Genomic DNA, 11,895 nt, shown 5'->3' with positions numbered 1-11,895 from the left:
GGACCTGGAGAGGTCCCGGCCCGCCCGCCGTTCGTGGTGCGGCTCGTGCGTCAGGCGGTCGCGCGTGCCCGACGGCGCTTGCTCACCGCGAGCAGGCCCGCGCCGCTCAGGAGCAGCATCACCGCGAGTGCCGTGGCGTTGCCGGCGTCCGACCCCGTGGCCGCGAGGCCCGAGAACGTGTCGCACTCGACGTCGCCACCGATCGGGAAGCTGAACGTGACCGGGGCCAGTGCGGTCCCTGCCTCGTAGAAGCCCGCGAACGCCTTGGCGCCCGCGGCCGTCAGCGTGGCCGGCGCGCCGGTCCACGTGATCGTGGTGCCCGAGGTCGCCTTCTTGCCCGAGAGGTCGAGGTTCGCGAACGCGACGCCCTTGCTCGTGGACTTGTTGCCCTCCATGTCGCTGCTGACGACGTCGACGACGAGCGTGCCGCTTCCGCCGTTGACCTGGACCCGCGGGTTGGAGATCTGCAGGTCGAGGATGCCGCCGTGACCGGTGAAGTGCACCGAGCCTGCGAAGGAGGCGCGCCCCTTGCCCAGGTCCGTGTTGAACGACCCCTTGCCGCCGCTCCACGTGGTCGTGGAGCCGTTGTCCTTGGCACCGCTCGCCGAGACGGCACCCTTGGCGATCGGCCCCGCGATGTACGCGCGGAACTTGTCGCTCACGGCCCAGGTCAGCGTGGCGCCGTTGACACCCTGCGCGTAGCACTGCTGGGCGGCGGAACCGCTGCCCGAGGTGCTCGAACCCGTGACCGTGATGGCCGCGGACGCGGTGTGGTTCGCGCCGATGAGGAGCAGCGTGTGCTCGCCCGCCGGGAGATCCTTGGGGATCGTGACGGTCGACGTGGCCGCACCACCGGCGTTGGCCGTGATGCCCGTGGCGAGGACCTGCGGGGTGGAGTGGACCTCGACGCGCAGACCTGCCTCGTTGGCCCCGAACCCGATGCCGCTGATCGTGACCTGGTCGCCGGGGGCGGCCTGGGAGACGGAGAGCGTCGCCTTGGCGGGGTCCTGCTGCGTGCCCGAGCCGTCGGTGTTGCCCGAGCTCTCGCCCGGGGTCGTGCCCGGGTTCTCGACGGCGGAGCCGACCGTGAAGGTCACCGGGTCGAGCGCGTCACCGGCCGTGTAGAACGCACCGAACGCCGGGACGCCTGCTGCGGTGAGGGCCGCGGGGACGCTCGCATAGGTCGTCGTGCCGTTCCCGGTCGTGACCTTTGCGGCGGCCAGGTCGAGCGTCGCGACCGTCACGCCGGACTGGACGAACGAACCGCCCTCGATGTCCTTCGAGTCGACGTCCGCGACCAGTGTCGCCTTGTCGCCGGTCGCGACGACGCGCGGGTTGCTCAGGCGGACGTCGAGGATGCCGCCGTGTCCCGTGAACCGGACGGTTCCGGCGAAGTCGACCGTGCCCTTGCGGGAGGCCGTGTCGAACGAGCTCGTCGCGGACTGCGGGAACGAGTACAGACCGGTCGCGGCCCCCGTCGCGCCGTTCGAGGTCGTCACGCCTCCCTGGGCGATCGGGCCCGCGATGTACGTCCGGAACGACTCCTTGACGCCCCACTGCAGGCTGCCTGCCGCACCCGCGGGGGGCGGGGTGACGGGCTTGGCCGTGACCGTGACGGTCGCCGCCTCAGAGGTCGAGGTCAGGAAGGACGTGCTGTCCGTCGGGGTGAACACGGCGGTCACGGAGTGCGGACCGACCGCGAGGTCGCTCGCCGCGAAGACCGCGACGCCGTCCTTCACCGCAGCGGAGCCCAGGTCCTTGGAGCCGTCGACGAAGCGAACCACGCCCTCGGCCGAAGCCGGTGCGACGGTCGCGGTGAACGCCACGTCCGTGCCCTCGACGATGCTCGCCGACGAAGCACGCAGCGTCGTGCTCGTCGCCTCCGCGTCCTTCCCGGGCTGCTTCACGGACAGCGCCGTGAACGTGTCGAGCGAACGGTCCGTGACCGACAGGCCGTGCGCGGCCGACGTCGCGACCACGTACTCCGTGGCCGGGTCGAACGAACCCGCCGGGACCTTGATCGTCGTCGTGAACTTCCCGTCCACGACCTGAGCCGGCATCACCCACTGCAGGCCGAGCCAACCATCAGCCACCAGAGGGGCATCGCCCTTCCAGATCGACGCGTCACCCAGCAGCACGTACGCGCCGTACTGCGCACCCGCACCCACGAACCCGGTACCCGAGATCGTGAACACGTTCTCGACCGCAGGGTCGAGGTCCGCGCTCGGCGTGACCGTCACCTTCGGGTCAGCCACCGGAACCACCGGCTTGAACGTGAGGGGCGTGAACGTGTCGAGCGTGCGGTCCGTGACCGACAGGCCGTGCGCGGCCGACGTCGCGACCACGTACTCCTTCGAGGCGTCGAACGTGCCCGCCGGGACCTTGATCGTCGTCGTGAACTTCCCGTCCACGACCTGAGCCGGCGACACCCACTTCAGACCGAGCCAACCCGACGCGACCAGCGGACCCTCGCCCGACCAGATCGACGCGTCGCCCAGCAGCACGTACGCGCCGTACTGCGCACCCGCACCCACGAACCCCGTACCCGAGATCGTGAACGTGTTCTCGACCGCAGGGTCGAGGTCCGCGCTCGGCGTGACCGTCACCTTCGGGTCAGCCACCGGAACCACCGGCTTGCCGACGACCGTGACGGTCGCCGTCCCCGTGGCACCGAGCACGCTCGTGACGGTCACCGTGAGGTCACCGGAGGTCTGGTCGGTCGGCACCGTCACGACGACCGAGTCGCCGTTCACGACGAAGCTTGCGGACTCATCACCCAGGAGGACCGAGGACACCTTGTCCCCCGTCGCGAGACCCGCGACGGTCAGCGTGAGCTTGTCGCCGGGCTCGATCGAGGAAGAGCCGGGGGTCACGGTCAACGGAGCCGGCGTCTCGGTGAAGCTGACCGGGACCGAGAGCTCCTGGTCGGCGTTCTTCACGCCACCAGCACCGTAGGTGTAGACGCCGTAGCGGCCACCCTCGAGAGCCGCGGGGGCCTTCAGCGTGAGCTTGGCCGTGAACGTGCCGTCAGCGGCGATGTCGGCCCACTGGCCACGGATGATCGACTGGTTCGCGGGGCTGAGCTGGTTCAGCACGGTCTCCGACAGCGCCCATGCCTGCGAGCCGACCTTGCGTGCCGAGCTCGCCACGCCCTCCGACGGGCGCCACGCCTCGGCAAAGCTGCCGAACACGACGTAGTTGCCCTGCGGCAGGGTGTTGGGGATCGGGTTGCCGTATCCACCGACGTTCGACGCCGGATCGAAACCGGAACCCTTCACCACGATCGCGTCACCCGGACGCACCACCGTGTCACCCAGCGGCGTCACACCATCAGCAGCGAAGACCTCGATCGCAGGCTCGAACACCGGAGCCGGGTCGTTGGTGAAGCTCACGGGGTACGCGAGCTCCTGAGCGGCGTTCTTCACGCCACCGGCCGCGTAGGTGTAGACCCCGAAGGAGCCGCCCTCGATCGCCTCGAGCTCGGCCAGCGTCAGCGTCGCCGTGAACGAGCCGTCCTCGGCGATGTCGACCCACTGCTTGCGGATCGTCCCCTGGAAAGCCGGCGGGACCTGGTCCAGCACCGACTCCGCCAGGGCCCACGCCTGCGGCCCGACCTTGCGAGCCGTCGTCGGCGCACCGGTCGACGGCTGCCACTCGTCCGCGAACGAGCCGAACACCACGTACGTGCCCTGCGGCAGGTTCGCCGGGATCGGCGCCCCACGACCACCGACGTTCGCCGCCGGATCGAAACCGGAACCCTTCACCACGATCGCGTCACCCGGACCGACCAGCGTGTCGCCCAGCGGCGTCACACCATCAGCAGCGAAGACCTCGATCGCAGGCTCGAACACCGGAGCCGTGGGCTCCTCGCCCTTGAACGTGACGGGCGTGAACGTGTCGAGCGAACGATCCGTGACCGAGAGGGCGTGCGCAGCCGACGTCGCGACCACGTACTCCTTCGTGGCGTCGAACGAGCCCGCCGGGACCGTGATCGTGGTCGTGAACGCGCCGTCGACGATCGAGCGGACGTAGACCTGCTGCAACCAGCCCTCGGCCAGGAGCGGTCCTTCGCCCTTCCAGATCGACGACTCGCCCAGCAGGACGTAAGCACCGTTCTTCGCGCCGGCACCCACGAACCCCGTACCCGAGATCGTGAACGTGTTCTCGACCGCAGGGTCGACATCCGCGCTCGGCGTGACCGTCACCTTGGGGTCAGCCACCGGAGCCGGCGGGTCGACGGTCTTGGCCGTCACGGTGTGCGCGGTGGACGCGGACGTCGAGGCGACGAACGCGGCGGCGTCGGCCGGGGTGAAGCGTGCCGAGTAGGCGTGCTCCCCCACGGCCGGAGCCGCGACGTCGAGGCGAGCGGCGCCGTCGGACACCGTGGCCGTGCCCAGGGACGTGGCTCCGTCGAGGAACTCGACGCTGCCCGCTGCGGCCGGGGCGACCGTCGCGCTCAGCGCGACCGCGGTCCCCTCGACCGAGGTGCCCACCGGGGCGACCGCGAGCGTCGTGGTCGTCGGTGCGGCCGGCGCCACCGGGAGCGGCGCGTCGAGCGTGGCGGTGAAGGTCGACATCGGCTGGCCGACGTAGTCGGAGAAGTTGCCGTCGAGCGCACCGAACGCGCTGGACAGGGCCCCGTTCGCCGTGACGGTGAGCGTGTCGCCCGCGCGGGCCGTGCTCACGGCCACGTCGGCGACCTTGACGTCGTCTGCCAACCCGGCGGCCGTGGTGACGTCCGCGGTGAGGACGCCGGTCGTCGGCGAGCTGATCGCGAGACGCAGGTCGGCGACCGTGATGTCGAGGACGCCGCCGTGCGCCTTGTAGTTGGTCGATCCACCGAAGCGCAGCGCGCCGACGCCCGTCACGGGGTCGATGCTGCCGCTCGCGGGCGAGTACACGGACTTGCCGTTGGTCAGCGCGGGCGTGATGGTCCCCGCACCGCCGACGTAGCCGGTCCAGCTGTCCTTGAGGTTCCAGGTGGCGCTGCCGCCCGACACCGTGACGGTGTCCGCGGCGCTGGCGGGAGTTACCCCGACGACTGCGAGACCGGCGACGAGCGCTCCGGTCAGGAGTGAGGCGAGAGCGCGACGGCGCCCTCCTCGTTGCGTGATGAGCACTCGGTCTCCCGTGATGGTTCGTGGGCCGCCCGCGATGGCGGCGTCAGGGCGGCAGGTCTCTCGACCATCGCCCTGTGGACCATATAAGGCGTGCCTCACCAAAGCAAGGATTACCTTATCTCCTGTGGTCGGAGTCACACCCTCGTCTCAGACGCCCGTCGGACCGGGACGCGCCGAGGGGCGGCGCGCCCCTGGCGCACCGCCCCTCGTCCGTCCGTGCCGCACGTCGCGGCCGATCCTCGACCTCAGCGGTCGAGGATCGGGCCGTTGCCGTTGAAGTCCAGGCGCGGCGCGTTGCGCACCGCCGGGTTGTCGACCTCGAAGTACTCGGCCCGCTGGAAGCCGAACATCTTCGCGATGACGTTCGGCGGGAACGTCTCGACCTTGGTGTTCAGCGTGCGGACGTTCGCGTTGTAGAACCGACGACCGGCCGCGATGCGGTCCTCGGTGTTCGTCAGCTCGGCCTGGAGCTGACCGAAGTTCTCGCTGGCACGGAGCTGCGGGTAGGCCTCGGCGACCGCGAACAGCCGACCGAGCGCCTGCGTCAGCTGGTTCTCCTTGGCCGCCTGGTCCGCCGGACCGGAGACCGGTCCCGCCGCTGCCGAACGCGCCGCGGCGACCTGCTCGAAGACGCCCCGCTCGTGCGCGGCGTACCCCTTCACGGTCTCCATCAGGTTCGGGATGAGGTCATGGCGTCGGTGCAGCTCGACGTCGATCTGACGCCACGACTCCTGCACCAGGTTCCGCAGCCGGACGAAGCCGTTGTACTGCGCGACCGCCCAGAAGAGAACGATCAGGACGATGGCGCCGATGACGATCAAGGCGATGATGCCGCCTGACATGCTGCCCCCTTGGGCTGAGTTGGTCGGACCGCTCGACCCGGACGACCGCACGACCGGACCCGACGGACCGAGGTGCGCGACGTCGTCGGGCGACGCGGAAGGTAGGTGCATCGTAGCGGGGTGCACCCCGCGCAGGACCGACGCGTCAGGGCGCCGGCGTCCCCCGCATCGGAGCAGGACGGGGCGGCTCGCCCTGACGACGCGGCGGCACCGCCCCCCGGTCGAGCCAGACGTGGTCCGGGATCGCGTCGGCCACGACCGCGAGCCGTGACATCAGGGGAAGCACGTTGTCCAGGACCGTCCGGCCGCCCGTCCACCCGAGGATCGCGTCGCCCTCGATCCGCACGTTGCGGCGCGCGAAGTCCGGCTCCAGGAGACGGTGCATCAGGCGCGGGTGCAGGACCTGGTGCGCGAACCGGAGATCGCTCGCCTCGACGCGCCAAGCCCGGTTGAAGTCCTCCGACTCGAGCTGGATGTCCTGCCCGCCGAACGCCTTGGCGACCCGGGTCCCGAAGCCCTCGGGCGTCAGCTCGAGCGTGGGCAGCGACACCGGGAGGAACAGGACGACCACGTGCGCGGTGTGCGTCGTCTCGCTCTTGCCACCGCCCACCGTCCAGACGTACGTGAACGACAGCGCCGGGCGGCCCGCGTACTGCCCCGCGAGGACCTCGGTCGCCTTGCGGGCGTGCCCCGCCCCGAACGGTGTCCCCTTCCAGCGCTTCGCGAGGTCGCGGTCGAGGTCCGCGTACCTCCACCCGTGGCGCGCGGCCCACGCCTCGAACATGCGCCTGCGGGCCTTGCCGGCCCGCCAGAACACGTACATCAGGCCGACCACGACGAGGTCCACGAGGACGAAGACGACCCAGGCCAACCAGGTCATGCCCTGCCCCTCCCCCTTCAGGCCTGCTCAGGCCTGCTCAGGCGAGGTCGAAGTCCGTCAGACCGAAGATCGAGAAGTAGGGCACGCCCAGCGCCTCGATCTTCTCGCGCGCACCCGTGTCGCGGTCCATGATCGTCGCGACGCCCACGACCTCGGCCCCCGCTGCCCGCGCCGCCTCGATCGCCGTGATGGGCGAGCCACCCGTCGTCGTCGTGTCCTCGACGACGACGACGCGGCGCCCCGCGATCTCCGGCCCCTCGATCTGACGCTGCATCCCGTGGGCCTTGGCGGCCTTGCGCACCACGAACGCGTCGAGGTCCTGGCCCCGCGAGGCCGCGGCGTGCAGCAGCGCGGTCGCGATGGGGTCAGCACCCAGCGTCAGACCGCCCACGGCGTCGACCTCCGCGGTCCCCAGCCCGGCCTCCTCGAGCTGGTCCAGCAGGACGTGCCCGACGAGCGGTGCCGCGCGGTGGTGCAGCGTGATGCGACGCAGGTCCACGTAGTAGTCGGCTTCCTTGCCCGAGGAGAGCGTGACCTTCCCGTGCACGATCGCCAGCTCGGCGATCAGGTCGCGGAGCTGCTCGCGGGGCGTCGGGGACAGGTGCGTGGAGGTGTCGGTCATGGGGTCAAGGCTAACGTTCCAGCGGGCCCGTCCTCCGCCCGCGACCGCGACCCGAGACCGGTCAGCGTCCCTCGAACGCCCGCACGGCAGCACGCGGCGCGACCTTGAGCAGCCCCGACGCCAGCCGGTACCGCAGCGAGGGCGTCGAGATCACGACGCCGCGGCGCACGTCCGCGAGGGCCGCCGCGACGACCCGGTCCGCGTTGAGCCACGCGACCTCGGGAAGCTGCGTGTAGTCGATCCCGGCCCGCTCGTGGAACTCGGTGTGCGTGAGCCCCGGGCACAGGGCCGTGGCCGTCACGCCCGTCCCGCGCAGCTCGACCGCGAGCCCCTCGGTGAACGTCCGCACCCACGCCTTGGCGGCCGAGTAGGTCCCGCTCGCCGTGAGCGCCGCGACCGACGCGACGTTGAGGATCGCGCCGCGCCCGCGCTCGGTCATCTGGCCCGCTGCGGCGTGCGAGAGCACCAGGACCGCGCGCACCATGACGTCCAGCGCCTTGACCTCGGCGTCGACGTCCCCGCCCACGAAGCGCTGGTGCACCGCGTAGCCGGCGTTGTTGACGAGCAGGCCCACGGGTCGCTGCCCTGCCTCGTCCTCGTCGACCACGGCGAGACGTGCTGCGACGCGCGCGACGTCGTCGGGCACCGAGAGGTCCGCCGGGAGCACCTGGGCCCGCACGCCCGCAGCCGCGCGGATCTGCGCCGCGACGCGCTCGAGGCGCTCGGCGTCGCGCGCGACGAGGACCAGGTCGTGACGGGCCGTGGCCAGCTGCCACGCGAACTCGAGGCCCAGGCCGGCGCTCGCGCCGGTGATCAGTGCAGTCGCCATGGGCCCAGCCTAGGGGGCGCGCGGCGGTCGGGGGACCCCCGTGCCCGACGGCGCCACGCACCTCGGGCCGCCGGCCCGCCGTCCGCCCGCACCGGGCGTGGGTCGCCCCGGCTAGCCTGGGCGCCATGCGACTCGCCACCTGGAACATCAACTCGATCCGAGCCCGCGCCGAGCGTGCGGTGGCCTTCCTGGAGCGCTCGGGCACCGACGTGCTCGCGCTGCAGGAGACCAAGTGCAAGGACGCCCAGTTCCCGCACGAGGTCTTCGAGGCCGCGGGGTACGAGGTCGCGCACTTCGGGCTGAGCCAGTGGAATGGGGTCGCGATCGTGTCCCGCGTGGGGATCGAGGACGTCGAGACGGGTTTCGCGACGCAACCGCACTTCGGGGCCGAGCCACACCTGGAGGCCCGGGCGATCGGCGCGACGTGCGGCGGCGTGCGCGTGTGGAGCCTGTACGTGCCGCACGGGCGCGGGCTCGACGACCCGCACTACCCGTACAAGCTCGAATGGCTCGGCAACCTGCGCGACCAGGCCGCGGGCTGGCTCGCGGCCGATCCTGCGGCGCAGGTCGCGCTCGTCGGTGACTGGAACGTCGCGCCGCTCGACACCGACGTGTGGGACCCGGCCGTGTTCGCGGGGCACACGCACACGTCCCCGCCCGAGAGGGCGGCGTTCGCGGCGTTCGCCGAGGCCGGGTACACCGAGGTCACGCGCGAGTTCTTCCCCGAGGAGCACAAGTACACCTACTGGGACTATCAGCAGCTGCGCTTCCCCAAGAACCAGGGCATGCGGATCGACTTCGCCTACCTGTCCCCCGCGCTGCGGGCCCGCGCGACGGGCGTGGAGATCGACCGCGACGAGCGCAAGGGCAAGGGCGCCTCGGACCACGTTCCCGTGATCGTGGACTTCGCGGACTGAGCGCCGTGCCCCCAGGCGGCCCCCGGGCCGCTCCAGGTACCGAGAACCCCCGGTGCCGAGAACGGGGTTGTGGTCGTTCTGAGACTCAGAACGACCACAACCCCGTTCTCGGCAGCTGAGGGCGACTCAGCCCAGCGTCACGACGACCGTGACCTCGGAGCCCTCCGGCTGGACCGGGATCGGCTGCGTCGGGTCGAGCTCGACGCCGTCGAGCGTCACCGACCGCACGCCCTTCGACACGTGGTCGGGGTTGCGGACCTCGATCTCGTAGACCGCGCCACGCCACTCACGGCGCACCTCGAAACCGTCCCAGTCCTTGGGGATCGACGGGTCCACGACCAGACCGTCGAGGGCCAGGCGCACACCGAGGATGTACTTGGTGGCCGCCGTGTACATCCAGCCCGCGGTGCCCGTGAGCCACGGGTTCTGCGCCTTGCCGAACCACTCGTGGTCGCGGCCGTACAGGAACTGCACGTAGGCGTAGGGCTCGGCCCCGCGGACCTCGATGTTGTCGTTCTGGTTGTACGGCAGGATCGCGTCGTAGAACTGCACGGCCTCGTCGCCGCGGCCCAGCATGGCCTCGGCGATGATGGGCCACGCGTTCGGGTGCGAGAAGATCGCCGCGTTCTCCTTGATGCCCGGGTACACGCGCGTCACGAACCCGACCGTGTCGTCGACCTTGGTGAACGCCGGCCAGTTCAGGTGGTTGCCGTACTCCGAGCCCAGGAGCTCGCGCACCGAGTCCATCGACGCCTCGCCACGCTCCTGGGTGGTGATGCCCGCGATGACGGGCCATGCCTGGTGCTCGAGGAAGATCTTGCCCTCGTCGTTGTCGTTCGAGCCGATCTTCACGCCGTCGCGCGTGTAGCCGCGGATCCACCAGGCGCCGTCCCACAGCTGGGAGTCCGCGACCTTCGCGATGCGCTCGAGCTCGGCCTCGTACTTGGCGACGTCCGCTGCCGCGCTCTCGTCCCCGGCCGCAGCACGGTGCCGTGCGAGCTCCAGGAACGCCTGGATGGCCCACGCGTGCAGGAACGTCACGAGCGAGGTCTCGCCGCCACCCAGGTTGAGGCAGTCGTTCCAGTCGGCGCGCAGACCCAGGGCCACGCCGTTCTGACCGACCTGCTGGCTCGAGAAGTCGAGCGCGCGCCTGAGGTGCTCGTACACCGTGGCGGGCGTGCCCTCGGCGAACGGGATCACCTCGTCGAGGAACTCCAGGCGACCGGTCTCCTTGACGAACTCGACGACCGACGGCACGAGCCACAGGTGGTCGTCCGAGCACGTGTCCTCGAGACCGTGGATGAGGTCCTTGGGGTCCGGCGTCGGGACGATCGTCGGGGACGGGACGTTCGGCAGCTTGGGCGCGTCCGGGTCGAACGCCTTGGGCTCGAACAGGTGCAGACCGTAGCCGGCCTCCGTCTGGGCCCGCAGGAGCTCGACGATGCGCTGGTGCGTCTTGGTCGGGTTGGTGTGGATGACGCTCATGACGTCCTGGGCCGTGTCGCGGAATCCCAGGCCGCTGCGTCCGCCGACCTCGACGAACGACGCGAAGCGCGACCACACGACGCAGGTCTCCGCCTGGAGCAGCGTCCACGAGTTGATCATCGTGTTCATGCCCTCGTGGGGCGTGCGGATGCGCAGCTTGTCCTGCTTGGCCTTCCAGTAGGCGGCCAGGCGGGCGCGCTCGGTGTCGACCGTCGCGACGTCCGCGTACTTGGCCTGCATCGCCCGGCCGGCCTCGGCGCGCGAGCCGTAGCCGAGCATGTAGACGAGCCGCTTGGTCTCCCCCGGCTGGAGCGTGATCTTGTGCTGGAGCGCACCGCAGTGGTTCTGCGTCGTCGCGCTCTCGTTCGAGCCGTGCCCGCGCTCGATCGCGATCGGGTTGGCCTCGGACCGGTAGGGGCCGATGAAGTTGTCGCGCAGCGAGTCGTACGACGACGGCGTCTCGCTCGACGCGAAGTAGTGGAACGTCCACGGCTCGTAGTACGCGTCGTACTCGATGATGCCGTCCTCGTAGGACGACCCCGTCGAGTAGAGCGACATCTGCAGGTTCTGGTTGTCGATCGTGATCGTGTGGAAGGAGAACTCCACGTACGACCCGACGGTCAGCTCACGGACCTCGTCGGTGGTGTTGGTCAGGCGCACGTCCCAGATCTCGACGTCGTCGTCGAGGGGGATGAAGATCGTCTGCTGGGCGTCGATGCCCTTGTACTGCGCCTCGAACGTCGAGTAGCTCAGGCCGTGGCGCGTCGTCCACCGACCGGCACCGCCCGCAGGGTCGATCGGGTCGCCGTCGGCCGCGAGCGGCTTGCCCACCGGCTGCCACGACACCGACCAGTAGTCGCCGTCGGCCTCGTCGCGCAGGTAGACGTAGTGCCCCGGGCGGTCGAGCGGGACGCCGTTCTGGCGGAACCGCGAGATGCGGCCGGTCTGCGCCGACTTGTAGTACGAGTATCCGCCGCCGTTGTGCGAGAGCACGGTGCAGAAGTCCTTGGTGCCCAGGTAGTTCGTCCACGAGACGGGGACGTCGGGGCGCTCGATGACGTACTCGTCGCGAGCTGTGTCGAAATGGCCGTAACGCATCGTCGGGTCGGTTCCTGTCGGTGAGGTGGGGTGGGAGGTGGTGAGGTGGGCCGGTCCGCGGCGCGTCGTGGCGCCGCGGACCTGTGTCCGAGCCTCCGAGGT

The 11,895-nt window shown here is 70.7% G+C and carries 7 protein-coding genes; 1 reads left to right on the top strand and 6 read right to left on the bottom strand.

The genetic code is table 11. From position 1 onward, the window contains the following. Positions 1-50: 50 nt before the first annotated feature. The 5 genes from H9641_RS16835 to H9641_RS16815 form a co-directional block, all read right to left on the bottom strand. Positions 51-5,120, bottom strand: a complete 5,070-nt coding sequence (locus H9641_RS16835) for an HtaA domain-containing protein (RefSeq protein ID WP_191805584.1) — start codon at positions 5,118-5,120, stop codon at positions 51-53. A 245-nt stretch (positions 5,121-5,365) separates the two neighbouring features. Then, positions 5,366-5,962, bottom strand: a complete 597-nt coding sequence (locus tag H9641_RS16830) for a LemA family protein (RefSeq protein WP_191805583.1) — start codon at positions 5,960-5,962, stop codon at positions 5,366-5,368. 145 nt (positions 5,963-6,107) lie between these two features. Continuing rightward, positions 6,108-6,842 carry a hypothetical protein gene (locus H9641_RS16825; protein WP_191805582.1) on the bottom strand — a complete coding sequence of 245 codons (735 nt, stop codon included), beginning with the start codon at positions 6,840-6,842 and terminating at the stop codon, positions 6,108-6,110. A 37-nt stretch (positions 6,843-6,879) separates the two neighbouring features. Then, entirely contained in the window at positions 6,880-7,464 is a 585-nt protein-coding gene (gene pyrE, locus H9641_RS16820; RefSeq protein WP_056652610.1) for an orotate phosphoribosyltransferase, read from the bottom strand. A 61-nt stretch (positions 7,465-7,525) separates the two neighbouring features. Next, on the bottom strand, positions 7,526-8,293 hold the full coding sequence (locus H9641_RS16815) for an SDR family NAD(P)-dependent oxidoreductase (RefSeq protein ID WP_191805581.1): 768 nt from the start codon (positions 8,291-8,293) through the stop codon (positions 7,526-7,528). 125 nt (positions 8,294-8,418) lie between these two features. Between H9641_RS16815 and H9641_RS16810 the strand changes: the two genes are divergently transcribed. Then, positions 8,419-9,210, top strand: coding sequence for an exodeoxyribonuclease III (locus H9641_RS16810; protein ID WP_191805580.1), 792 nt, complete (start codon positions 8,419-8,421; stop codon positions 9,208-9,210). A gap of 126 nt (positions 9,211-9,336) precedes the next feature. Here the strand turns inward: H9641_RS16810 and H9641_RS16805 are convergent, their stop codons facing one another. Beyond that, complete coding sequence (locus H9641_RS16805) at positions 9,337-11,793, bottom strand: GH36-type glycosyl hydrolase domain-containing protein (RefSeq protein WP_191805579.1); 2,457 nt, start codon at positions 11,791-11,793, stop codon at positions 9,337-9,339. Positions 11,794-11,895: the final 102 nt, after the last annotated feature.

This window comes from Oerskovia merdavium, from assembly GCF_014836755.1.
Lineage (GTDB): Bacteria > Actinomycetota > Actinomycetes > Actinomycetales > Cellulomonadaceae > Oerskovia > Oerskovia merdavium.
The sequence above is the reverse complement of the archived record's forward strand: the minus strand, read 5'-3'. Positions and strand labels throughout refer to the sequence as shown.

Excerpts from the sequence above, each read along its gene's own strand:
- H9641_RS16830 (WP_191805583.1), bottom strand. The coding sequence starts at position 5,962 with ATGTCAGGCGGCATCATCGCCTTGATCGTCATCGGCGCCATCGTCCTG.
- pyrE (WP_056652610.1), bottom strand. The coding sequence starts at position 7,464 with ATGACCGACACCTCCACGCACCTGTCCCCGACGCCCCGCGAGCAGCTC.
- H9641_RS16810 (WP_191805580.1), top strand. The coding sequence starts at position 8,419 with ATGCGACTCGCCACCTGGAACATCAACTCGATCCGAGCCCGCGCCGAG.
- H9641_RS16815 (WP_191805581.1), bottom strand. The coding sequence starts at position 8,293 with ATGGCGACTGCACTGATCACCGGCGCGAGCGCCGGCCTGGGCCTCGAG.
- H9641_RS16805 (WP_191805579.1), bottom strand. The coding sequence starts at position 11,793 with ATGCGTTACGGCCATTTCGACACAGCTCGCGACGAGTACGTCATCGAG.
- H9641_RS16825 (WP_191805582.1), bottom strand. The coding sequence starts at position 6,842 with ATGACCTGGTTGGCCTGGGTCGTCTTCGTCCTCGTGGACCTCGTCGTG.